Here is a 21,234-nt window from a genome sequence, read left to right as displayed (position 1 = left end):
CTCGCCACTCGGAGGGCAGCGGAACTCGCGGGGAGGCCGGACGTGGCGCGCATTGCGCCGATCAGCCGCTCGCCGTGCCGGCGAAGCGGCCGGCGAAGCCGCGCAGCGGCATGTCGGCGCTGGTCAGGATGCCGGGAGGTGCGTCGACGACGGCTCTGATGGAGTTGAGGGCGGGGAGCCCTGTGACGGTCATGCCGATCGAGGCGAAGGCTTCGGGCGAGGAGAAGTCGGTGCCGGGCTTGGGCAGGATCATGTGCTTGCTGTAGATCACGGGGTCGCCCTGGATCTTGGTGATGTAGCAGCCCTTGACGTCCCAGCGGGGGTCGGTGTCCGGGGTCATCTGCCATTCGAGGTGGGCCTCGATCCGCGGGACGCCGTCGACGACGCCCTGGTACTTGATGTAGCTGGCGCCCAGCGAGCCCTTGGGCAGCCGGTACCAGCCGAGGTCGACGTCCTTGGTGCAGGCGCCCATCTCGTAGGAGAAGGCGACGTCGTCGAGCCGGAGGCCGAAGCAGTCGGCCATCATGTAGATCGAGTCGGCGAACACCCGCGTGTACTTCTCCAGCATCGCGGGCAGCGCGGGGTCGTCGACGGGACGCCCGTAGCCGACCTCGACCCAGGTGGCGGCGGAGTGGTGGCAGGAGACGTCGACCGATTCGATGACGGTGACGTTCTCGATCTCGGCGACGTCGGCGGAGTGCACGACCCCCAGGATCTGGCAGAGGCCGGGGTTCATGCCGGTGCCGTAGAAGGTGGCGCCGCCGCGCCGGCAGGCGTCGGCCAGGACCTCGCTGACGGGCCGGCCCGACGGGTGCGGATGGTTCCGGTCGCGGTGGTGCCCGGTGATCCAGTCCGCTGTGGTGACGATGTCGATGCCGGCTTCCAGCACGCGCTCGTAGAGGGCCTCGTCCGGGAACACCCCGTGGAAGGTGACGACGTCCGGCGCGGCGGCGATGATCTCCTCCACCGATCCGGTCGCCACGACCCCGATCGGGTCGCCGCCCGCGAGCTCGCCGACGTCTCGCCCGATCTTCTCCGGGGTGTAGCAGTGCACGCCGATGAGCTCCAGGTCGGGATGCCTGCCGATCCGCCGGATCATCTCGGTGCCCACGTTGCCGGTGGCCACCTGGAAGACGCGGATGGGCGATGTGCGATCTGAGGTCATGGCCTCTGCCTTTCGTGGAGACGGAACCCGGCGCCGTCATTCGACGGGGTAGAACTGCTCGGCCCAGGCGCGGAGCGCGGTGAAGCCGGCGTGCTCGTCGCGGACGAGCCTGGCGGGGTCGGCGTAGCGCTGGTGCGACCAGATCTCGATGTCGGCGAGGAACTGGTCGATGACGCCTTGGGCGTTGCGCCGCGCCGAGGCGCGCTCGGCCGCCTCGTCCTTGCCGGGCCGGCGGGCGATCCAGACGGAGAAGCGCACGTCGCAGGTGCAGTCGTCGACCGGCGTGACCGCCGACGCGGTCCGGTTGTCGACCATTCCCCAGCTCTTGGTGACCGCCACGCCGAGCCCGGCGTTGATGGCGTGCACACCGCTGCCGGCGTCGTCGATGCTGGTCACCGAGTCGTCGAAGGTGATGGTGAAGTCGACGTAGGAGACCGGCTCGTCGAAGTCCTGGCGGGTGAACACCGGCATGATCGGGACCTTGTGCACGTACTTGAAGTGCGCGAAGTCGACGCCGTTCTCCAGGACGTACTGCGGATGGAGCTCCAGCCGCTCCCGGAACAGCGTCGAGTCGGGGAGCGCCGGGTGGTAGTCGTCCGCGGTGACGCCGTCGTCCCATGCGGTGAAGACGTCGGGGACGTCGAAGTGGGGCGGGCGTCCGTGGACGTCGTGCCAGACGTAGACGGCCTCATTGCGCTCGACCGTCGGCAGGGTCCGGATCCGGGCGCCGAGGTTCGGCCGGGTCTCGTACGGGATGCACGCGTTGCGGCCCTCCGCCGTCCACTCCCAGCCGTGGAACGGGCACTGGAGGCGGTCGCCGACGACCGTTCCCCCGTAGCCCAGGTGCGCGCCCAGATGCCCGCAGTAGGCGTCCATGACGGTCACCTGCCCCGACTCTCCGCGCCAGGCGACCAGGTCGCGGCCGAAGTACGTCATCCGGGTGACGTCGCCCTTCCCGATCTCGGCCGACCACGCGACCTGGAACCAGCCGGTGGGCTTCATCGAGAGCGTCGGCTTCGCCACGGGGCACCTCCGGACTCGTGCCAGTAATGATTACTTCGGAAAACAGAATGGCGATTCTGCGGTCAGACTAGCGAGACGCTACGATGAGGACAACCCCTCTGGAAACGATCCGTGCACGCGCTCGGACGGCGGACCGCGCGGTGCGCGGCGGAGCCGTACGGGCGCAGTGGAGGACCATGCACCTCGATGACAGCCCGGCAGCGGTGCCCGACATCCGGGACGCGCGCCGGCGGATGTACCAGCGGCAGATCCTCGCCGCGGCCGAGCGGGAGTTCAGCAAGTCCGGATTCAACGACGCGCGGATGGAGTCGATCGCGGCGGCGGCCGGTGTGTCCCTCGCGACGGTGTACAAGACCTTCTCGGGGAAGCTCGATATCTGGAACACCCTGCACGACGAGCGGATGCGGGCGCTCCTCGCCGAGGTCGACAGGGCGACGCGGACGGCGACCTCGCCCCTCGAACGCCTCCTCACCGGGGTCGCGACCGTCGCCCGGTTCCTGACCGAGCACGACGATTACCTCGACCTCAACCTCCGGGCCGGGTCCGGATGGGCGAGCGGCGCGGACGGCGGCCGCGGGGTTCAGCGGACGGTCTGGAGCGCCGGCCTGGACACGCTCGCGAGCGGCGTCGAGGCGTCCATCGCCGCCGGCGAGCTGCCCGGCATCCGCCCGCGCGTGGCCGCGGGGATGATCGTCTCGGCGTTGCAGGTCTGGCTCGACGACTGGGTCCGCACGGCACGGGACCGGCAGGCCGACACGGTCATCGAGGAACTGACGACCCGTCTGCGCTGGCTGCTCACCGGCGCCGCCACTTGAGCGCCGAGCGGTCTCGATCCCGCCGTTCGAGTCGGCCGGCGATCGATCGGCCGGCCCTGAGACCGGCTTCCAAGACCCGGCCGGCCACCGGCATCTTCTGAGGTCAGCGCACCCGGAGGACGGTCTTGCCGCGCATGCCCGTGAACTCGATGCCTCCGGCGAGGGCGCGCGGTGCCTCTTCCAAGGAGAGCGTCGCGCCGATGACGGGCCGGATGGTGCCCGCGGTGGCGAGCCTCGCCAGCTCGGCGAGCCGCTCGGGCTTGCGATCGAGCCGGTAGTCGGCGGCACGGATGCGTTCGTCGGCGAGGAGTTTCTCGTCCACGCCGAAGGCGATCGACAGCAGCGCTCCGCCGTCCCGTACGGCACCGGCCACGCTGCTGGTGAGGGAGCGGTCGCCGATGGTGTCGAGGATCGCGTCGACGCCGTCCGGCGCGAGCCTCCGCAGTGCCCGGTCGAGGGGCTCCGCACCGCGTTCGACGATCTCGGTGGCGCCCAGATCCCGCACCGCCTCTGCGACCTGCGCGGAGGCCGTGGCGATGACGCGGACTCCACGGGCGGCGGCGGCCTGGACCGCGAAGGTGCCGACGCCTCCCGTCGCGCCGAGGATCGCCAGGGTGCCACCCTCGGGCACGCGCATGGCGTCGATCGCGCCGAGCGCGGTCATGCCGGCGGTCGGGAGCGCGGCGGCCGCACCGCTCGGCAGCCCGTCGGGGACGCGCGCCAGCGCGCCGAACGCGGGCACCGCCTGCACCACCGCGACCTCCGCGAACGTGCCCGACCGAAGCGGCCGGCCCCAGAACTGCCCGAAGACGCGGTCTCCCACGCCGAACTCCGTGACGCCGTCGCCGATCGCGGTCACGGTGCCCGCGCCGTCCATGCCGAGCGTCAGCGGGAACCGGTACTCGCCGAGCGACGCCAGCGCCCCGGAGGCGATGGCCAGGTCCAGCGGGTTGGTCGACGCCGCCTCGACGGCGACCTGCACCTCACCGCCGCCGGGCTCGGGGACGGGCGCCTCCTTGAGGGCCGGCGTATCACCGAAATGCTCGATGCCGATGGCTCGCATGCCGTTTCTCCGTTCCGCAGTGGGCCTGCCGTCGCCTCAGCCTGCGGGAGCGGCGCGGCCCCCGGGAAGGATCGATCCGGCACCGACCATGAACGAAAAGGCAGCAATGACGGTGCCGATCAGGCAATAGTGTGAGAGGCATGCCGGCGGAGTCCCGGGCCCTGCGCTACTTCGTCGCGGTCGCGGAGGAACGCAACTTCACGCGCGCCGCGGCACGGCTCGGCATCGCCGGACCCGCGCTGTCACGAGCGATCCGCAACCTCGAGGGCGAGCTCGGCGTGCGGCTGTTCGAGCGCTCCACGCGAGTGGTCGAGTTGACCGAGCCCGGCGCCGTGCTCCTGGCTCATGCGCGGCCCGCTCTGGAGGCTCTCGACGCGGCGGTCCGCCGTGCCGTACGGGCGTCCGCGCCGGATCGCGGCGTGCTGCTCGCCGTCAAGGCGGACGCCGACGGCGGCCTGCTGGAGGACGTTCTCGCCGCGGCGGCCGCCGAGCCCGACGCCGGACCCGTCGCCGTCCGGCTGTGCGGATGGCGGGAGCATACGCGGCTGCTGCGCGCGGGCGAGGCCGACGCCGCGCTGATGTTCGCCCCCTACGATCCGGACGGCATCGACGCGGACGTGGTCGCGACCGAGCCCCGCGTGGCCGCGCTGCCCGCGGACCACGCCCTCGCCGGGGCCTCCCGCGTACGGCTCGCCGACCTCGGGATCGGTCCCGAGGACGTCGACGAACGGGCGGAGCGCGACATCGGCGAGCACGGCGTGCGGGACCTCGCGCAGTTGCTCGCGCTCGTCGGCCTCGGGGACGCGGTGACCCTGCTTCCGAGATCGGTCGCCGTGCGGTATCCCCGGCGGGCGGTGGCGTACGTCCCCGTCGAGGACTGTCCTCCCGCCTCGCTGGTGATCGCCTGGCCGGAGCGGTCCCGCAGCCGTGCCGTGGCCGCGCTGGTGCGCGCGGCGGTGGCCGTCGCCGAGTCGCGGGGGATGAGCGCGGACTAGAGGAACATCCATTGGGTGCGCCGAACGGTGGAGAAAGATCCATGGCCGTGCGGGTCTGGCCGGTGGTGTGCTTGCGGCATGGAGCTGACGACAGAGCGGACGGTCGTGCCCGCCGGGGAAGGCCGGGCGGTCCGCGTGGCCGCCGGGCAGCGGGTGCGGGTGGTGGACCTGGAGGGCGGGCAGGTCGGCGACCTGTTCGCCTTCGCCGCCGACGATCCGCGCGAGCGGTTGAGCGCCGCGCACACCCGCAGCGGGACGAGCCGGCTCTTCCCGGAGATCGGGGAGCCGTTCGTCACCGATCGGCGGAGGCCGATCCTCGTCCTGGCCAGCGACACCTCGCCGGGCTCGCACGACATGCTGATCGCCGCCTGCGACCCGGCGCGCTACGCGGCGCTGGGCGTGCCCGGCCACCGCTCGTGCGCCCGGAACCTGGAACTCGCGCTGGCGGAGCTGGGCCTCGACGTCGCCGTCACGCCGCAGCCGGTCAACGTGTTCATGCGGATACCCGTGCAGGAGTCGGGACGGCTGCGGTGGCTGCCGGCCGAGAGCCGGGCCGGGGACGCGATCACCTTCGAGGCGGCCATGGACTGCGTGGTCGTGGTGTCGGCGTGCCCGCAGGACATGGTCGGCATCAACAACGGCCGGCCGACGCCGTTGGCGATCGACGTCTGGTGACGCCCCGGCGCATCGCCGGGAAGCGGCCATGACACCGAGAGATGAGAGGAAGAGCGATGAACGTTCAGGGAAGCCATCCCGCGCTGGAGCCGGGGCGCATCGGAGACCTGCGGACGGCCAACCGGCTGGCGGTGTCGCCGATGACCAGGGTGTCGGCCGGGCCCGAGGGCACGCCGACGCCCGAGATGGCCGCCTACTACACCGAGTTCGCGCGAGGCGGGTTCGGTCTCGTCCTCACCGAGGGGATCTACACCGACGCGGTCTACAGCCAGAGCTATCTCAACCAGCCGGGGCTGGTGTCGGCGCGGCACGTGGCGGCGTGGCGCGACGTCACCGAGGGGGTCCACGAGGCCGGGAGCCTCATCGTGGCGCAGCTGATGCACGCGGGCGCGCTGTCGCAGGGCAACGCGCACCGCGATGACACGATAGGCCCGTCGGCGGTGAGGCCGCTCGGTGTGATGATGCCCGAGTACGGCGGGACGGGCCGATGGCCGGTGCCCAGGGAGATGGGCTCCGCCGACATCGAGGAGGCCGTGGCCGGGTTCGCCGCGGCGGCGGTGAACGCCCGCGAGGCCGGGTTCGACGGCGTGGAGATCCATGCCGCCAACGGGTACCTGCTGGACCAGTTCCTCACCGACTACACCAACCTCCGCGAGGACTCCTACGGCGGGCCGGTCGCCAACCGCGTGCGGCTCACGGCGGAGGTCGTCGAAGCGATCCGCGCCGAGGTGGGCCCGGACTGGTGCGTCGGCGTGCGGCTGTCGCAGACGAAGGTGAACGACTTCCGGTACCGCTGGCCGGGCGGCGTCCACGACGGGGAGGTGATCTTCGCCGCGCTGGCCGAGGCGGGCGCGACGTACCTGCACATCGCCAGCGAGGGCCGCAACTGGATCGAGACGGCGGAGCTGGAGGGCGGGCTCACCATCACGGGCCAGGCCCGCCGGGTGACCGGGCTCCCGGTGATCGCCAACGGCGGGATGCACGACGCGGGGCTGTCGGCGCAGGTCATCGGGGACGGGCACGCCGATTTCGTGTCCGTGGCCCGCGGCGCCCTGGTCAACCCGGACCTGCCGCGCCGCCTGGCGGAGGGCGCGGAGCTGGAGCGCTTCGACCGTACGCTTCTGGAGCCGATGGTCACGCTGGACAACGTCCGGAGCAAGCGCCGGGTGCTCGAGGCGAAGGTCTGACGGAGCAGCCGCCGGCCGGGCGCGGACGAGGGACGGATACGGACATGGACGAGGTCATGGGCGGAGACGGGGCCGGAAGCTGGCATGGCGGCGCTGCGGCGGTGGCGACGCTGACCTTCGACGTGGACGCCGAGACGCCGATCCTCGCCCACGGCGGACGCTACGCCCGGCACGCGAGCACGATGTCGCACCAGTCCTACGGCCCGGACGTGGGGCTGCCCCGCATCCTGGACCTGCTGGACGAGATGGAGGTGCCGGCGACGTTCTTCGTGCCGGGCTGGGTGGCCGAGCGCCGTCCCGGCCTGGCCGCGTCGATCGTCGAGCGCGGGCACGAGGTGGCGCACCACTCCTACGCGCACCGCCCGCCCACGTCGATGAGCCCGGACGAGGAGCGCGCGGACTTCGTCCGGGCCCTGGAGGTGTTCGCGGCGCAGGGCATCGAGATCACCGGATTCCGCGCGGCGCTGTGGGAGGCGTCCTGGCTGACGACGGACCTGGTCGCGGAGTACGGGCTGCGCTACGACTCGTCCCTGATGGGGGACGACCGGCCGTACCGGGTCGGGACGGCGGCCGGGGAGATCGTCGAGCTGCCGGTGCACTGGTCGCTGGACGACTGGGAGCAGTACGCCTACCTGCCCGAACCGAACATCGGGTCGGTGATCGAGTCACCGCGCAAGGCGCTGGAGCTGTGGCGCGCGGAGCTGGACGGCATGCGCGCCTACCGGTGCCTGTTCAATCTGTGCTCGCATCCGTTCCTGTCGGGACGTCCCGGCCGCGCGCTGGCGCTGCGGCACCTCATCGAGTACGCCCGCGAGTGCGCGGACGTGACGTTCGCGCGCTGCCGGGACGTCGCCGCGGCGGCCCTCGCCGACCCGGCGGTCCGGGTGCGCCCGCACGAGCGGCCCAAGGTCGACCCGGAGGTCCACCCGGACTGAGCGGCGCGACCCGGGAAGCGCGGCCGTCACTTCATGCCGGCGGCCTGCAGGGCGAGGAACAGATCGACGCGGTCGGCGGTGCGGGTCACGTCCCGGCCCGTCAGCTCGGTGATCTTGGCGAGCCGGTTGCGCAGCGTGTTGACGTGGACGTGCAGGGCCGCGGCGGTGGCCGACCAGTGCCCGTCGTGGTCCAGGAAGGCGCGCAGCGTGGCCTCCAGGTCGGCGCCCCGGCCGGCGTCGTGCTCGCGCAGCGGGGCGAGCACGCCGTCGGACAGGGTCCGCAGGGTCTCGGCGTCCTGCATGCCGAGCAGCAGCCGGTGCGCGCCGAGCTCGGCGAACGTCTGGACGGCGCGTCCGGGACGGCCCTGCCGCAGGGCCCGGCACGCCTCCCGGGACCGGACGAGGGACTCGCGCAGCCCGTCCGAGTGGTGGACGACCCCGCCGAGGCCGACCACGGGCCGGTGCCCGGGAAAGCGGCCGGTGACCGTCGCGACGAGCCGTTCGGCCAGCGGCGCCGATTCCCGCTCGCCGTGCCGCCACGCCAGGACGGCCACCACGTCCTGCGACCCGCCCGCCACCACGGCCGGGACGCCCGCGGCGGCGAAGAACTCGCCGGCCGCCTCCGCGAGCCCGGGCAGGGTCGCGTCGGCGCCGGCGAACGCCAGCGCCCACACCGCCAGCGGCCCGTCGGCGTCCACCCCGAACGCGCGCAGCCGGCCGGGGACCTCGGCCGCGCGGCTGCCGCCCGACAGCACCATCTCCAGCAGCTCCCCGGCGAACCGCTGCTCGATCGCCTGCATCGCCTGCTTCTTCGCGACCTCCAGGCTGAGGAAGCGGGCCGCCTGCTCCAGGGCCTCCTGCTCGACGCGCGCGAGGTCGGCGACCGGGCGCAGGCACACCAGTGCCGCGTCGGCCTCGCCGACCGCTCCGACCAGGTACAGCGCGGCCCTGCCCGCGGCGCCGAGGTCCAGTTCCAGAGGCGGCGGGCGGCGCGCCAGGCCGGTGGCCACCGTGTGGAGCTGCGCGGGCTCCAGCTCGGCTCCGGCCGACGCGAGCAGGCGGCCCATCCGGTCGACGACCGCGAGCGGCAGCTCGTGGTCGCGGCGCAGCACCCGCAGCACCCCGGAGGCGCCCGCGCCCTGGGAGATCGCCGTCGCCAGCGCCTCGCCCCGGCGGACCAGCCCGACGAGCGCGCCCTGCCGCTCCTCGGTGTAGTGGGCGGCCACCGCCTGCGAGATCGCGGTGAACGGCACCGCCGCGGAGATCTCCAGCAGCGGCACGCCGGCCTCCTCGCAGGCGCGGACCAGGTCGTCCGGCGTCACGGGGCACTCCGGCCGCAGGCCGAACACCAGGCCCGCCGGCTCGGCGCGCCGGACGCCGGCGACGAACTCGGCGGCGGTGACGCGGTCGCTCCACAGCCCGTTGGTCAGCACCAGCTCGCGCCGGCGCACGTAGCGCGACGGGTCGGGCAGCTCGGTGTTGTGGACCCAGGCGGCCGGCTCGTCCAGCGCGCCCGGAGGTCCTGGGACCAGGACCCGCAGTTCCAGGGTCGCGTCCGCCAGCAGGGACCGCAGAGTGAACATGGTGTGAATCTATACAGTCGGAGCCCTCATCAATAGAGGTTCCTCTACTTCGCTTCGTCGGGGCTCGGTGCTTTTGTGTGTCACATCACGGACGGAGGAACCATGTTCGACAACGATCCGGCACAGAGCGTCCGGCCCGAGGCGGTCCGCTTCGACGAGCACGGCATCGACCCCATCCCCGCGTCCTCGCGCGACTCCACGCCATGGCAGCAGTTCTGGATCTGGTGCGGCGCCAACATCGCGCCCATCAACTGGGTGCTCGGCGCGCTCGGCGTCACCCTCGGCCTCAGCCTCGTGGAGACGCTGACGGTCATCGCCCTCGGCAACGTGGTCGGCTGCGCGGTCTTCGGGCTGTTCAACGTGATGGGCCACCGCACCGGCGTCAACCAGATGGTCCTCGGCCGCGGGCCGTTCGGCCGGCGCGGCGCCCTCGTTCCCGGCCTGGTGCAGGGACTGCTCACCACGGGCTGGGTCGGCGTCAACACCTGGGTGGTGCTCGACCTGGTCATCGAGATCCTCGGGCAGATCGGCGTGCACGGCGGCACCGGGCTGAGGTACCTGGTGGCCGGGCTCATCATGGCCGTCCAGCTGACCTTGGCGCTGTACGGGTTCTACGCCATCCGCACCTTCGAGAAGTACACCGTCCCGGCCACGGTGGTGGTGATGGCGGTCATGACCGTCCTCGCGCTGGCGCACTCCGACCCGCACTGGACGGCCGCGACCGCCACGACCACCGGCGGCAAGGTCACCGCCGTCACCCAGCTGCTCACCGCCATCGGCATCGGCTGGGGGATCACCTGGCTGCCGTACTCGGCCGACTACAGCCGCTTCGTCCGCACGGGCGCCTCCGACCGGTCGGTGTTCTGGTCCACCGCCCTCGGCATGTACGTCCCGACGGTGTGGCTGGCCGCGCTCGGCGCCTGCCTGGCCGGCGCGGGCGGCGGCAGCGACCCCTCCAGCCTGGTGACCGGCACCTTCGGGGTGATGGCGGTGCCCGTTCTGCTGCTGATCATGCACGGGCCGGTCGCGACCAACATCCTCAACCTGTACTCCTGCTCCCTCGCCGCGCTGTCGATCGGCATCCGGGCCGCCCGCTGGAAGGTGACGCTGGCGGCGGGGACGGTCGCCTCCCTCGTCCTCGCGGTGTTCCTCCAGGCCGAGAGCTTCGCCCAGGCCTTCGACAACTGGATGTCGTCCATCCTGGTCTGGATCAGCCCGTGGGCGGCCGTGTGCCTGGTGGACTTCTTCGTCCTGCGGCGCGGCCGCGTCGACGTGGCCGCCCTGTACCGCGGCGGCGGCCGCGGCGGACCGGCGCTGGTCAGCCTGGCGCTGGGACTGCTGGCCGGATGGGCGTGGCAGTTCGGCATGGTGCCGGCGCTGCAGGGACCGCTCGCGCGGACGCTGGGCCACACCGACTTCTCCTGGCTGTCGGGCGGCCTCGTCGCGGGCGGGGTCTACTACGCCCTGGCCGTCCGGACGCGGCGGCAGGCCGCGGCCGACGCGGCGGTGGCGGCCGAGGCGGTGTCCTGATGGGAGTTCTGCCTCCCGGGCGGACCGCGGTGCTCACCGGTGCCCAGCGGCACGCGTCCGCACCGGACGCCACGGTCTCGTCGTCCAGGCGCTCGGTACGGGCAACCCCACCCCCGGCGTCCTCGCCGAGATCCGGACCTGCCTCGCCCAGGGCATCCCGGTCCTGGTCACGTCGCGCTGCGCGGAGGGACCGGCGGTCCCCGTCTACGGCGCCGGCGGTGGCGCCGACCTCGCCGAGGCGGGCGCCGTCTTCGCCGGCACCCTCGGCGCCCCCAAGGCCCGGCTGCTCCTCATGACCGCGCTCGCCGCCGAGGGCGGCGCCGAACAGGCCCTTGCCCGCCTGCGCCCGCACCTGCCCGCATGAGACGGCACCCACCGCCCGCCCGCGCCGGGCTAGGTGTCGCAGCCGATGCCGTCGCCGTCGCGGTCCAGGTCGTAGATGTCGCTGCCGATCACGCGGACGGGGCCCTGGACGTAGGCGGGCCCGTCGCCGCTGCCGCCGGCGCAGTCGACGTCGCTCGCGATGGGCACGCACGCGCCGCTGTAGTTGGGGTCGCACGTCGACGCCGGCTTGGCGCCAATGGCGATGATCTTCGAGACCGGGGTCTTGGTGGTCTCTTCGTGAAGCAGTTTCCTGCTGATCTCCACACCGTCGCGGAGGGTCACTTCATAGGTGAGGGTCTTGACGCCGGTGACGCCATGCCGCTTCACCTTGGTGGTTCCCTTGGCGAGGGATGGATCGCGCACCTTCCGGGTGGTGAAGGGGATCTTCCGGGTCACGGTGACCTTCTTCTTCTCGGCCGGCACCTTGGGCGTCGCCGATGTGGATGCAGCCGGGGAAGCGGAATTCGCCGGGCTCGATATCGGCGAGACCGCTGCCGAAGGCGAGGGGTCCGCCTTGCAGGCGCTGAACGTGAGCAGGCCGCTTACGGCCAAGGCAACCAGCGTGAAGTGTCGCATGAGTCCCTCCGTAGGGACTGGATCATGCTGACCGTTGACACGGCCGGTCAAGGGAACTGCCCGGCTCAGGCCATGTTCAGCGTGAAGTACCGGGTAAATACGGACCGGGCCGCGGCCACCGCGCCGGATTACGGAAGGCGGGTGACCGGACCGCAGTTCCTTTGAGGCGTTACGGGAGTTGCAGAGGGAAGGCCGCCGCTCGGGCGTAGAGTTTGTAAAGCTTGAACGGCCCCGCGAAGGACAGTCCGCAGGCGTTGTTGAGCATTCCGGTCGCCTTCTGGTTGCTCAGCGTGGTGCCGCGCGCGCCCGGATGGTCGATCTGGCCGCCCATGAACACCGCCATCCTGGCCAGCATGTGGTCGCGCTGACCGGTCGTCATCTCCTCCCAGGAATGGCAGGTCATCGCGGCGAGCATCGCGTCGTCGAGTTCGCTCGTCCCGGGGTCGTGGGGGTCACCGGCGGATGCCGTCCTGGTCGCGGCCGGGGCGGTGGCCCCCGGGGTCTTGAACCAGGGGCACGGGCCGCCGGGCTTCAGGTTGGACATGCAGGTGAGCAGTTCGAGCTCGTTGCCCAGGTTGCCGAACCCGATGCTGAGGAAGGGCGCCTTGCCGTTCAGGCAGTCCGGAAGGTTGCCGGGTGAGGTGGTGGCGGTGCCGTTGGAGTACCAGCAGTTGCCGGAATTGCCGGGGAAGGCGTCCCACCAGAAGTCCACGCCGTTTCCGGTCATCTTGTTGCCGTAGAACTGGTTGCGGTGCGAGGTGGACAGCTTCAGCGGGTCGCAGCCCGTCATGGGCTTGTCGGCGCAGACGAACGCGTCCGGGACGGCGAACAGCATGGCCCCGCGCCGCCGGTTGTCGCGGAAGGTGTTGTTCCGGACGACGTTGTCGTCACCGCCGGCGATCCACATCCCGCTCCCCACGGGGACCGGCACGGTCGGCACGACGTCGCTGTCCGCCAGGTACGGGTTGAAGTTGTTGGAGGAGAAGTCGTTCTTCTCGACCAGGTCGCCCTGCTGCGGGAAACCCGGATGCCCGGCGGCGGTGAACACGTCGGTGGTGAAGCCGAGGGCGTTGCCGTAGAAGTTGTTGTGGTGCACCCACGTGGCGCTGCCGTCGGTGCCCGAATAGCCGCTGGTGTTGTGGTGCGAGTCGCAGTAGCGGATCTCCTGGCTGTAGCGCGCGGCGGGGTAGACGCTCTCGTCGCGTCCCGCCCCGGTCTTCGCGCCCGACCCGGGATACAGCCCGGAGTCGCCGTTGCCGGCCGCCTCGCAGTTCTGGATCACGCCGTGGTCCTCGACGAACGTGAGCACGCCGTACTCGCCCGCGTAGAAGGTCTTGAAGCTGTCCAGCAGGTACCCGTTGCTCTCGAGGACGTAGATGTCGTGCTCGTTGGCGTGCCGGACGGTCAGGTTCCGCAGCACGAAACCATCGGCCCGGTCGGCGCGGATGCCCACGTCCTTCGCCGAATTGCGGGGGCCGCCGTTGCCGGACGACGGGTCGCCGGCGTCCACGACCACGTCGTCGGCGCTGACGCCCGCCCCTTCGAGCTGGAGGTTGCAGCGCACGCACGCGCCCCGGTTGGGGATGCCGTGCCGGTCGACGAGCGGCGGGTCCGGGTCCTTGCCGGTGCCGGGGGACCGGCCGAGCACGGCGATCAGGTTGGCGTCGTTCTGGCACGTGTACTCGCCGAGGTAGGAGTACGCGCCCGTGCTCAGCTTGTACTGGTCGCACGCGGGGTCGTGGGTCGGCTTCTTCCGCGCCGTGGGCTCGGTGTAGACGCCCGGCAGCACCACGACCCGGTCGTTGTTCCGCGAATCGGTCACCGCGGGCTGGATCTCGCTGTACCGGCACCGGTCGAACAGCGTCCGGTTGATCCGCTGCAGGTTCTTGGCCTCGGTGGCGCCGAGCGTCCGGTGGTCGTGGGGGCGGACGTTGTAGCCCGACTTGAGCGCCCGCTTGATCGAGGCGTCCAGCCGTTTCAGCGAATCCGGCTGGCACACGACGCGGGTCGTGCTCCGCGGGACGGTCTCGACGGCCGACGCGAGGCTCCGGGGCGTCGGCACCTTGCCGCCCGCGCACGGGCTGACGGAGCAGTCGGGACCGGGAGAGGGCCAGTACGACGGGCGTTCGATGTGCGCCTGCGCCGCCTGCGCCATGCCGAGGACCAGCACGGCCATGGCCGCCAGGGGCGCCCACCATCTCCCGAGAAACCGCAGGCCCATCCGGTGCTCCCTCGCTCGGCGCCTGACCTTGATCCCCCGAACGCTTGCTCGGTGTCATAGAAGCACGATCATCAAATCCGAGGAAGTCTCACAACAAGACTGGTATCGATCTTCAGTTCACGAGACCGCTCGCACCCGGCGGCGCCCGCCGGGCCGTGGTACTCGGTCCCTCTCGGCGGCGACGGCGGAGGCGGACACGAGCGTCGCGGCGGCGAGGCCGCCCCAGAGGGCGACCGGGCCGAGGGCGGCCAGAGCGGTGATGACCGCCGGTGAGACGGCGAGGCCGAAGCCCGTGGAGAGCTGGAAGCGGGCGAGGGCGCGTCCCAGGACGCGGGCCGGTGCGAGCGCGGTGACGAGCGCGGTGGCGCTGCCGGCATAGATGATCTCGCCGATCGTGCAGACCACGGACACCGCGGCGACGGCCGGGGTGCCCCAGCCGTGCCCCAGCGAGGCGGCCGCGAGGAAGCCGAGGTAGGACGCGGCCAGGACCACGCCGGACAGCGCCAGCACGGTCCGCCGGGAGAAGCGGGACATCAGGACGGTGACGGGCACCTGCAGGGTGACCACCAGCACCGTGTTGGCAACGAAGACCGCTGCCGGCCACACGGGGGACGCGTGGAACCGCGTCACCAGGACCAGCGGTATCGCGATCTCCGGGACGTTGAGGCAGAAGACGTAGACCACGTTGGCGGCGAGGAGGGCGAGCATCCGGGGCGCGGGCTCGTCGTCCCGGTCCTTGGCCGGGACGGCTTCCGCCGGATGTGCGTGCACGTGGACCGACCACGCCAAGGCCGCTGCGGCGAGGTAGGCGAGCGCGGTGACGGCTGCGAGCGCCCGCAGCGCGGTGGTGCCGCCCGCCAGGCATGCGGTGGCGAGCAGTGCTCCCACGCCGAGGGCGGCGTTGCGCAGGGCGCGGGCGGCCGCGAGGGCGGTGTCGCGTTCTCGGCCGTGGGCGACCGTTGCCACGAGTGCGGCGTGGGCGGCAGGCCATGCCTGATTACCGATGCCGAGGAAGAGCGCCGCCGCCGCGAAGAGCCAGACGTGCCCAGCCGGGGCGGCCAGCAGCAGCGCCACGCCCAGCACCCGCACCAGCATCGCCGCCGCCACGACCGTGCTGCGTGCGCCGCTGTCCAACCATCGGCCCACCGCGGGCATGCACACCAGACCCGCGACGATGCCGACCGTCATGGCGGCGCCGGTGACCGTCGCGGACAGCTTCAATACCGTCACGCCATAGAGCAGCAGAAAGGGCCGCAGCAGGCCGGTGCCCAGCGCGTCCACGGCCAGCGCGACGGCATAGCGGGGGCCTCCGGAGGCGCGGACGAGGGCGCGGGGTCGGATCCTGGTGATGGTCGCCATGGCGTCAGACGGTGCGTCCGGCCCCCGGGCTGGAGCACGCCGGTTGACGCTTATCGTCAATCGACGCCGTGGCCGCGTCGTCCAGGCGGTGATGATGGGGGTATGACGCTGAGGATCGACATCAGCGGCCTGCCGTCCGAGCGGGTGCGGTTCGCCGCCTCCCCGCTGGCCGAGCTGACCGCGATGCTGCACGTGCTGGCCGAACCGGGGCACCATCCGCGGTTCGCCGGCTGGGCCGCGGACGTCTGGTCCGGGCTGCGGCCGGAGCTGGCCGAGCGGCTCAGGGAGGCGGAGTTCCTCTGGCGTTCCTCACAGGCCGACTTCCTGATCCCCGGACGGCCCCGCCCGACCCTCGCCGAGGAACTGGACGACGTCGACCGGATCGACGACGAGACGTACGTGACCGCCGCGCTCGTCACCACGTGCGGCAGCAACCGGGTCCATTTCCCCGGGACGTCGCCGCTCACCGACACGACCGCGCGCGAGCGGGCCCTGGACGTGGCCCAGGCCCGCGGCGCGCTGCAGGAGGCCTTCGCGGAACGGCTGCTCGCGGACCCGCCCGCGGTGCGGGCGCGGGTGCGCCGCACCCTCGAAGAGTGCGCCGAGGCGTTCTTCGACGCCGCCTGGGCGGACGTCGCGGCGCGGCTCGCCACCGATCTGCGTCTGAAGAACGAGCTGCTCAGGCGGCAGGGTGCCGGGGCGGCGCTCGCCTCGGTCTCCGGCGCGGTCGCCCTGGCACCGGACGGCGACTGCATCATCGTGGACAAGGTGCAGGACAAGGCGACCGCCGCCCGCGGCGCCGGGGTCACCTTCATCCCCAGCGTCTTCGGCCGCCCGCACCTGGTGGCGGTTCACGCGCCCGGGTGGCATCCGGTGGTGCAGTACCCCGTCGCCGAGCCGGATCCGGAGGAGCCGGTCTCCCTGGAGACGGTCACCCTCCGGCTGGACGCGCTCGCGCATCCGGTGCGGCTGCGGCTCCTGCGGACCCTGGCCCGAGGCCCGCACACCACCGGCGAGCTGGCCCACTTCTGGGAACTCTCGCCCCCGGAGGTGTCCCGCCACCTCGCCGTCCTGCGCCGCGCGGGCCTGCTCACCGCCCGGCGGGACGGCCGTTACGTCCGCTACACCCTCAACCTGGCCGACCTGACGTCGCTGGGCGCCGACCTGCTGGCGGCCGTACTGCGCTGAGCGGCTCCGGTCCGTGCCGCCGCGTGCGCAGTGCGGTCCTGCGTTCCGACGCTGTCTCGCGGCGGACGGCGCGGGATAGGGTCGGGGCGAATCGTGGGTCCAGCGGGCTGCCTGGGGGTGCGATGTCGGACGGGGAACGCCGGCGCGGGCTGGCGCAGGTGATCGCGTCCGCCGTCCTCGGGCTCGTCGTCCTGCCAGTGGTGACCAACGTGGCGACCGGCGGCGACCCGCCGTGGTGGGCGATCCCGTCGGTGCTGCTGGTGGGGGCCCTCGTGACCTGGCTGACGGTCGTGCAGTACCGCGCCCAGGGCCGGGCACCGGCGACCGGGGAGTTCCCGGCCGAGTTCCGGCGGCGGGCGCTGCGCAGGGCGCGCGCGGTGCTGGACGCGCGCCTAGCCTACCGTCCCACCACATGGGCGCGCCTCGACCTGGCGGACGCCTCCGACCAGATCCGCGCTCCGGACGATCTGACCGTGACCGGCGAACCGCGGCGCCCGCCGGGCTCGGTGCCGGCCGCGTTCGACGCGTCCGGCCGGTCGCTGCTCCTGCTGGGCGCGCCGGGCGCGGGCAAGACCACCCAGCTCCTCGATCTCGCGGACCGGCTCCTCGCGGACGCGGAGTCGGGCGCGGAGCAGCCGATCCCCGTCGTCGACCTGGCCTCGTTCCGCTCCGCCGGGCCGACGGGCCGCTGGCCGAGGCAGCGGGCGGTGGCGCCGTCCGACCGTGAACGGGACACGCGCTGGCTGCTGCGGAGCCTGCGCCGCGAGTACGGCCTCGGCCGGCAGGTCGCCGAGCGATGGCTCGCCGCGCACCGGATCGTGCTCCTTCTGGACGGCCTGGACGAGGTCCCCGGCGTTCACCGCGCGGCGTGCCTGCGATGGATCAACTTCCTGCAGCGCCGCTACGGCGTTCCCCCGATGGCGGTGTGCAGCAGGGAACGCGAGTACGCAGGCCTCGGGGAGAAGCTCGCCGTGCAGGGCGCCGTGCTCATCGCGCCGCTTCCTCGGGAACGCGTCATGGCGTGGCTCGGGGAAGGCGGCCCGGTCCTGGACCATGTCCGCCAGGCGATCGAGGACGATCCCACCCTTCTGGACCTGCTGGACGCTCCGCTGTGGCTGGACGTCCTGGCCGCCGTGTCCCGGCCATCCCGGCAGGTACGGCGCGGGCGGCCGCTGGATAGGCGGCGGCGGGCGCTCCTCGACGCCTATGTGGACGAGGCGATTCGGCGCGGTGACCAGTCGGCCGGATACACGCGCGGGGACGTGGCCCGGTGGCTCGGGTTTCTCGGGCGCGCGGCGGTCTCCGTGGTCGCGAGCCGGCGGCGCTTCGGCCTGGTCGCCGTGGGCGCCGGATTGCCGGACGATGCCGTCCCACCGGTGAAGGCATGGATCGCCGCCCCGGTGACGGTGCTGGTGACGGTCGCCGGAGCGGCGGTCCTGTGGTGGCATGCGGGGGCCGCTGCCGCTGTGTCGGGCGCGGCGGTCGCGGCGCTCTCGGTGCTGCCTTGGCGGGTGGCCCGCGCGATGGCGGAGGACGGTTCCGGTGATTCCGGTGACGGGCCGGATGACCGGGCCCTCGCCCGGCCGATCATCCGGCCGCGTCCCGGCAGGCTCGCGGCGCTCGCCGCGGTGGTGACGCTCGCCGCGGCGGGCCTGGCCGGGGCCGCCCTGGGCGTGGCCGAAGCGCTGGCCGCGCTGGTGGGCCTGCTGCCCCGCGTGTCCGCCCACGCCCACTTCTGGCCGGTCGGACGCTGGATCGCCTTCCTGGCGGCCGTTCTGATCGTGGCGTTCTGCTTCGGGGTCGTCATGGCCGCCATCGCGACGGTACGGTCCCGGCACTCCGTCCGGAGCTCCGGACACTGGCTGGGCCGGTTCCTGCTCACGGCACTGGTGGACACCCTCATCGGGCTGGTGGCCTGCGCCGCCGCCGTCTACGTGCTGGGGCTGGCGTACCTTGCCCTCGCCTCGATTCCCGACCGGTACCTGTTCACCGGCACCATCGCGCTGGCCTTCTTCGCGGCCGGGGGCGTGGTCGGCTTCATGACCGACACGATGGCGGGCGGCCGGAGCGGCTTCGGCTCGCCGCAGGAGTACTGGGTGTCCCTCGTGGGGCTGGAGGCGATCGTCGCCGGGTTCGCCCTCGTGTTCGCGTACCGGCACGGATGGGTCTCGCAGGCGCTGCTCTTCCACCTGGCGGCCATCGGCGTCGGTGGCGGCGCCGGGCTGTTCCTCGCCGCCCAGGCCCGCTGGTGGAGCGCGCGCTCCGGGGAGTTGACGGCCCTGTGCCTGTCCTCGATCGGGTACCTGCCCTGGCGTCTGGGCCGTTTCCTGGACTACGCCGCCCGCCGCGACCTGCTGCGGCGAGAAGGCCCGGACTACCGGTTCCGGCACCAGTTGTTCGCCGAGCACTTCGCCCCGTCCGACCAGTGACGTCCTTCCGGCGGAGGTGAGCGCCGAGATGACGGCGACGGTGACCGGTGCGCGCATGCGGGTCCTCCCCTCGAAGCCGGGATCATCCCAGTAGACACTGGTGTTTTTTTGGCGGCCGTTGGATAGTGCTCCCATGAAACGTGTCATCGCGGTCATCTCCACCGTCGCCGCCCTCGCGTCTCTTCCCGCCCCCGCCCTCGCGGCCGGCCACGAACTCGGCACGGTCTCCCTGCCCTTCCTGTGGCCGACGGCCCGGCTCTACGACGTCACCGCCGACGGCGCGGGCGGTGTCTGGATCGGCGGCGTACAGGGCAAGTACTGCGTCCGCTGGGGCGACCTGTGCCCGGTGTACAACGACGGGAACCCGGTCGTGCGGCGTCGGGTGGGCTCCTCATGGAAGGAGTATCCGATCAACGGCTGGGCGGGCCAGGGCGAGATCGCGCGGATCGCCTCGGGTGCGGGCGAGACCTGGATCGCCGGCGGACCGAGCGCCAGCGGGAGTTCGAGCACGTACATGGCGCGCTTCGACGGCTCGGCGTTCCAGCAGGTGGCGGCTCCGGCCAAGTACGTCACCACGCTCGTCACCGGCGCGGCCGGCACCTTCGCCAGCGCCTGGGACTTGGATTCCGGGAGTGGGCTGTTCAAGCGCACCGGCGATACCTGGACCGCGGTCGACGTGCCCGGGGTCGACTACGTCGCCGACCTTCAGGCGCTCACCGCGTCCGACGCATGGGCGGTCGGCTACAAGGACGGCGTTCAGCAGGTGCCCGCCGTCGCGCACTTCGACGGCGCCGCCTGGAAGAGCGTCCCGCTGCCCGCGGTCACCGAGAACGATTGGTTCCGCAAAGTCGTCCCGGTCGCCGCGAACGACGTCTGGGGCATCACGGCCAAGCGTCTGGCGCACTGGAACGGCACCGCGTGGACCTACATCGCCGCCCCGGCAGGGTTCCCCGACCTCGGCGACCTGACCGTGGACTCGTCAGGGACCCCTTGGGTCGTGGCGGAAGCGTCCGCGCCGCCCGAGGAGCCCCCGTACCGCTACAGCGGCGGCAAGTGGGAGGCGGTGACGATCCCGGCCGGGACCGAGGTGCACGACCTCGCCGCCGTGGCCGGCGGCATCTGGGGAGTGGGCACGCAAGGAGACGGCCCAGCGGCCTTCAACGGGTCGTGACGCCCGGCTGAGCGACGGCCGCCGGGTGGGCGGATCCCGGACGCTTCGGACTCGCCATGCTCGTGTGTCCCAGGTCACCGTTCCGGTTCGCGGCGTGGCCGACGGATTCTCCGTCGGCCGCGGGTCTGGATGTCGACCGAACTCGACCACGACACGAGGAGTGTCTGATGTCCGATTCTTTCCACACGGCGGTCGTGACCGGTGCCGGCCGCGGCTTCGGGCGGGCGATCGCCACCGCGCTCGTCGCAGCCGGCACCGGTGTCGTCGGCATCGCCCGTGACGAGCGGGAACTGCATGCCGTCAGCGAGGAACTGGGGGAGGGCTTCACCCCGGTCGCGGCCGACGCCACCGGCGAGGCGCTCGCTCGGAGCGTGATCCGCGAACACCGGCCGGACCTGCTCGTCCTCAACGCCGGAGTCATGCCGCACATGGCGCCCCTGCACGAGCAGACCTGGGAGACCTTCAGCCGCAACTGGCACGTCGACACCCGGCACGTCTTCACCTGGACGCGGGCGGCGCTGCTCGAACCGCTGGCCCCGGGCAGCGCGGTCGTCGCGATGTCCAGCGGGGCGGTCGTGGCCGGGTCCCCGCTCAGCGGAGGGTATGCCGGCGCCAAGGCCGCGATCCGGTACATCAGCGGTTACGCCGCCGAGGAGTCGGACAGGGCCGGGCTCGGCATCCGCTTCGTCGCGCTGCTCCCGCAGCTCACGCCGGCGACCGGCCTCGGGGAGCAGGTGGTCGCCGACTACGCGGCGCGCCAGGGCGTCGACCGGGACGCCTTCACCCGCGGTCTCCAGCCGGTGCTCACCCCGGAGCAGGTCGCCAAGGCGGTCATGGACGTCGCCGGCGACCGCGACGGCGCCCCGGCCTACCTGGTCGCCGGTGCCGGGACGCGCCCGCTCGACTGAGCGTCCGGTGAGCAACAGGGAGAACGA

General features: G+C 72.5%; 18 protein-coding genes and 1 pseudogene. 12 read left to right on the top strand and 7 right to left on the bottom strand.

The genetic code is table 11. The annotated features are described in order from the left end of the window. Nucleotides 1–61: 61 nt before the first annotated feature. Both ABT299_RS25475 and ABT299_RS25470 read right to left on the bottom strand, forming a co-directional pair. A complete protein-coding gene (locus ABT299_RS25475) occupies nt 62–1,165 on the bottom strand; it encodes an NAD(P)H-dependent amine dehydrogenase family protein (RefSeq protein WP_500252233.1) in 1,104 nt (367 codons plus the stop codon). Between the two features lie 36 nt (nt 1,166–1,201). Continuing rightward, the gene (locus ABT299_RS25470; protein ID WP_500252232.1) at nt 1,202–2,188 is read right to left on the bottom strand and encodes a Rieske 2Fe-2S domain-containing protein; all 987 of its coding nucleotides are present in this window, start codon (nt 2,186–2,188) and stop codon (nt 1,202–1,204) included. A gap of 176 nt (nt 2,189–2,364) precedes the next feature. Here ABT299_RS25470 and ABT299_RS25465 point away from each other — a divergent pair, with 176 nt between their 5' ends. Then, nucleotides 2,365–3,003: a TetR/AcrR family transcriptional regulator gene (locus ABT299_RS25465; RefSeq protein ID WP_500252231.1), complete on the top strand. Its 639-nt coding sequence runs from the start codon at nt 2,365–2,367 to the stop codon at nt 3,001–3,003. Nucleotides 3,004–3,106: 103 nt separating this feature from the next. Here ABT299_RS25465 and ABT299_RS25460 read toward each other — a convergent pair whose 3' ends face one another. Beyond that, nucleotides 3,107–4,066, bottom strand: coding sequence for an NADP-dependent oxidoreductase (locus ABT299_RS25460; RefSeq protein WP_500252230.1), 960 nt, complete (start codon nt 4,064–4,066; stop codon nt 3,107–3,109). 140 nt (nt 4,067–4,206) lie between these two features. Between ABT299_RS25460 and ABT299_RS25455 the strand changes: the two genes are divergently transcribed. The 4 genes from ABT299_RS25455 to ABT299_RS25440 all read left to right on the top strand — a co-directional run bounded on the left by ABT299_RS25455 (nt 4,207) and on the right by ABT299_RS25440 (nt 7,858). After that, nucleotides 4,207–5,061 (top strand): LysR family transcriptional regulator, encoded by an 855-nt coding sequence (locus ABT299_RS25455; RefSeq protein WP_500252229.1) that lies wholly within the window; start codon nt 4,207–4,209, stop codon nt 5,059–5,061. A 78-nt stretch (nt 5,062–5,139) separates the two neighbouring features. Next, nucleotides 5,140–5,736, top strand: a complete 597-nt coding sequence (locus ABT299_RS25450; RefSeq protein WP_500252228.1) for a DUF1989 domain-containing protein — start codon at nt 5,140–5,142, stop codon at nt 5,734–5,736. A gap of 56 nt (nt 5,737–5,792) precedes the next feature. Then, nucleotides 5,793–6,923 (top strand): oxidoreductase, encoded by a 1,131-nt coding sequence (locus ABT299_RS25445; RefSeq protein ID WP_500252227.1) that lies wholly within the window; start codon nt 5,793–5,795, stop codon nt 6,921–6,923. Between the two features lie 44 nt (nt 6,924–6,967). Further along, nucleotides 6,968–7,858: a polysaccharide deacetylase family protein gene (locus ABT299_RS25440; protein WP_241755267.1), complete on the top strand. Its 891-nt coding sequence runs from the start codon at nt 6,968–6,970 to the stop codon at nt 7,856–7,858. A gap of 26 nt (nt 7,859–7,884) precedes the next feature. Here the strand turns inward: ABT299_RS25440 and ABT299_RS25435 are convergent, their stop codons facing one another. Next, the gene (locus ABT299_RS25435) at nt 7,885–9,441 is read right to left on the bottom strand and encodes a PucR family transcriptional regulator (protein ID WP_500252226.1); all 1,557 of its coding nucleotides are present in this window, start codon (nt 9,439–9,441) and stop codon (nt 7,885–7,887) included. Between the two features lie 102 nt (nt 9,442–9,543). Here ABT299_RS25435 and ABT299_RS25430 point away from each other — a divergent pair, with 102 nt between their 5' ends. Both ABT299_RS25430 and ABT299_RS25425 read left to right on the top strand, forming a co-directional pair. Beyond that, the gene (locus ABT299_RS25430; protein WP_500252225.1) at nt 9,544–10,971 is read left to right on the top strand and encodes a purine-cytosine permease family protein; all 1,428 of its coding nucleotides are present in this window, start codon (nt 9,544–9,546) and stop codon (nt 10,969–10,971) included. 67 nt (nt 10,972–11,038) lie between these two features. Beyond that, nucleotides 11,039–11,335 (top strand): annotated as a pseudogene (locus ABT299_RS25425) (asparaginase); the annotation flags it as partial. Nucleotides 11,336–11,364: 29 nt separating this feature from the next. On the opposite strand, the gene ABT299_RS25420 reads toward ABT299_RS25425, so the two are convergent. After that, nucleotides 11,365–11,931, bottom strand: coding sequence for a G5 domain-containing protein (locus ABT299_RS25420; RefSeq protein WP_500252224.1), 567 nt, complete (start codon nt 11,929–11,931; stop codon nt 11,365–11,367). 24 nt (nt 11,932–11,955) lie between these two features. Here ABT299_RS25420 and ABT299_RS25415 point away from each other — a divergent pair, with 24 nt between their 5' ends. Next, on the top strand, nt 11,956–12,096 hold the full coding sequence (locus ABT299_RS25415; RefSeq protein WP_500252223.1) for a hypothetical protein: 141 nt from the start codon (nt 11,956–11,958) through the stop codon (nt 12,094–12,096). A 4-nt stretch (nt 12,097–12,100) separates the two neighbouring features. Here ABT299_RS25415 and ABT299_RS25410 read toward each other — a convergent pair whose 3' ends face one another. Next, entirely contained in the window at nt 12,101–14,152 is a 2,052-nt protein-coding gene (locus ABT299_RS25410; protein WP_500252222.1) for a right-handed parallel beta-helix repeat-containing protein, read from the bottom strand. Between the two features lie 117 nt (nt 14,153–14,269). After that, complete coding sequence (locus ABT299_RS25405; RefSeq protein WP_500252221.1) at nt 14,270–15,511, bottom strand: MFS transporter; 1,242 nt, start codon at nt 15,509–15,511, stop codon at nt 14,270–14,272. Between the two features lie 102 nt (nt 15,512–15,613). On the opposite strand from ABT299_RS25405, the gene ABT299_RS25400 reads away from it, so the two are divergent. From ABT299_RS25400 to ABT299_RS25385, 4 genes are all read left to right on the top strand, one after another. Then, nucleotides 15,614–16,699: a helix-turn-helix domain-containing protein gene (locus ABT299_RS25400; protein ID WP_190853022.1), complete on the top strand. Its 1,086-nt coding sequence runs from the start codon at nt 15,614–15,616 to the stop codon at nt 16,697–16,699. A 122-nt stretch (nt 16,700–16,821) separates the two neighbouring features. After that, nucleotides 16,822–19,128, top strand: a complete 2,307-nt coding sequence (locus ABT299_RS25395) for an ABC transporter permease (protein ID WP_500252220.1) — start codon at nt 16,822–16,824, stop codon at nt 19,126–19,128. 133 nt (nt 19,129–19,261) lie between these two features. Continuing rightward, nucleotides 19,262–20,299 carry a hypothetical protein gene (locus tag ABT299_RS25390; protein ID WP_500252219.1) on the top strand — a complete coding sequence of 346 codons (1,038 nt, stop codon included), beginning with the start codon at nt 19,262–19,264 and terminating at the stop codon, nt 20,297–20,299. A 167-nt stretch (nt 20,300–20,466) separates the two neighbouring features. Beyond that, nucleotides 20,467–21,207: an SDR family oxidoreductase gene (locus tag ABT299_RS25385; RefSeq protein WP_500252218.1), complete on the top strand. Its 741-nt coding sequence runs from the start codon at nt 20,467–20,469 to the stop codon at nt 21,205–21,207. The last annotated feature ends 27 nt before the right edge of the window (nt 21,208–21,234 follow it).

It is taken from the genome of Spirillospora sp. NPDC000708 (assembly GCF_040299565.1).
Lineage (GTDB): Bacteria > Actinomycetota > Actinomycetes > Streptosporangiales > Streptosporangiaceae > Spirillospora.
This window is presented reverse-complemented; position numbering and strand designations above follow the sequence as displayed.

Coding starts and splice junctions, on each gene's coding strand:
- ABT299_RS25475 (WP_500252233.1), bottom strand. CDS start 1,165: ATGACCTCAGATCGCACATCGCCCATCCGCGTCTTCCAGGTGGCCACC.
- ABT299_RS25465 (WP_500252231.1), top strand. CDS start 2,365: ATGCACCTCGATGACAGCCCGGCAGCGGTGCCCGACATCCGGGACGCG.
- ABT299_RS25460 (WP_500252230.1), bottom strand. CDS start 4,066: ATGCGAGCCATCGGCATCGAGCATTTCGGTGATACGCCGGCCCTCAAG.
- ABT299_RS25455 (WP_500252229.1), top strand. CDS start 4,207: ATGCCGGCGGAGTCCCGGGCCCTGCGCTACTTCGTCGCGGTCGCGGAG.
- ABT299_RS25450 (WP_500252228.1), top strand. CDS start 5,140: ATGGAGCTGACGACAGAGCGGACGGTCGTGCCCGCCGGGGAAGGCCGG.
- ABT299_RS25445 (WP_500252227.1), top strand. CDS start 5,793: ATGAACGTTCAGGGAAGCCATCCCGCGCTGGAGCCGGGGCGCATCGGA.
- ABT299_RS25440 (WP_241755267.1), top strand. CDS start 6,968: ATGGACGAGGTCATGGGCGGAGACGGGGCCGGAAGCTGGCATGGCGGC.
- ABT299_RS25435 (WP_500252226.1), bottom strand. CDS start 9,441: ATGTTCACTCTGCGGTCCCTGCTGGCGGACGCGACCCTGGAACTGCGG.
- ABT299_RS25430 (WP_500252225.1), top strand. CDS start 9,544: ATGTTCGACAACGATCCGGCACAGAGCGTCCGGCCCGAGGCGGTCCGC.
- ABT299_RS25420 (WP_500252224.1), bottom strand. CDS start 11,931: ATGCGACACTTCACGCTGGTTGCCTTGGCCGTAAGCGGCCTGCTCACG.
- ABT299_RS25415 (WP_500252223.1), top strand. CDS start 11,956: ATGCTGACCGTTGACACGGCCGGTCAAGGGAACTGCCCGGCTCAGGCC.
- ABT299_RS25410 (WP_500252222.1), bottom strand. CDS start 14,152: ATGGGCCTGCGGTTTCTCGGGAGATGGTGGGCGCCCCTGGCGGCCATG.
- ABT299_RS25405 (WP_500252221.1), bottom strand. CDS start 15,511: ATGGCGACCATCACCAGGATCCGACCCCGCGCCCTCGTCCGCGCCTCC.
- ABT299_RS25400 (WP_190853022.1), top strand. CDS start 15,614: ATGACGCTGAGGATCGACATCAGCGGCCTGCCGTCCGAGCGGGTGCGG.
- ABT299_RS25395 (WP_500252220.1), top strand. CDS start 16,822: ATGTCGGACGGGGAACGCCGGCGCGGGCTGGCGCAGGTGATCGCGTCC.
- ABT299_RS25390 (WP_500252219.1), top strand. CDS start 19,262: ATGAAACGTGTCATCGCGGTCATCTCCACCGTCGCCGCCCTCGCGTCT.
- ABT299_RS25385 (WP_500252218.1), top strand. CDS start 20,467: ATGTCCGATTCTTTCCACACGGCGGTCGTGACCGGTGCCGGCCGCGGC.